We start from the raw sequence: 660 nt of genomic DNA on the forward strand, positions 1-660 counted from the left end.
GTGGTCGAGCTTCTGGCTGACTTTGACAGTGAAGGCCGGTTGCTGGTCTTCGGTGACATCGCCTCTGCTGACGATGGTCACGGTGACCTTGTCACCTTCGTTACCGGTACCTGGGGTGCCAGTGCCTGGCTCGTCGGTGACTTCGGTCTTCACTTCCTCTTTGCCGAGGGTGAGCTTCTCGAAGTTATCCGCGCCAGTGACACCTTCCAGTTTGTTGACGATGGTCGGCTGACCGCCGACGAACACATCATCCGGTGCATTGACGGTGATGGTGCCAGTGGCGCTGCCCGCCGGGATGGTTACTTTGGTGCCATCGGTCAGGGTGAAGGTCAGGCCATTGTGGCCGACGACCGACAAACCTTGGCCGTTGGTCAAGGTGACGGTGTAGGTGATTTGGCCGCCTTCGCTGACGGTAGTCTTGTCAGCGGTCAGAGTCGCGACCACTTCGCTGATGGTGTCGGTGATCTGGACGCTGGCGTCGCCGCCCAGTTCCAGATTCTCGAAGGTCTTGCCATCCACTACAGCATCGGTGATGCCGACAGTCAGAGTGTCGCCATCCTTGAAGACGTCGTCGCCCTGGGCTTTGGCCTTGTATTCGGTTTCGGTCTGGCCAGCCTTGATCACCACCTTGTCACCGTTGGACAGAGTAACGGTCAGGTC

1 protein-coding gene is annotated in these 660 nt (G+C 58.9%); it reads right to left on the reverse strand.

What is annotated here, in order from left to right; translation table 11 throughout:
• The coding region (locus tag E3U47_RS24795; protein ID WP_372239561.1) for an immunoglobulin-like domain-containing protein at positions 1–660 on the reverse strand (660 nt) is incomplete at both ends.

The sequence above is a fragment of the Pseudomonas sp. RIT623 genome, assembly GCF_004519305.1.
Lineage (GTDB): Bacteria > Pseudomonadota > Gammaproteobacteria > Pseudomonadales > Pseudomonadaceae > Aquipseudomonas.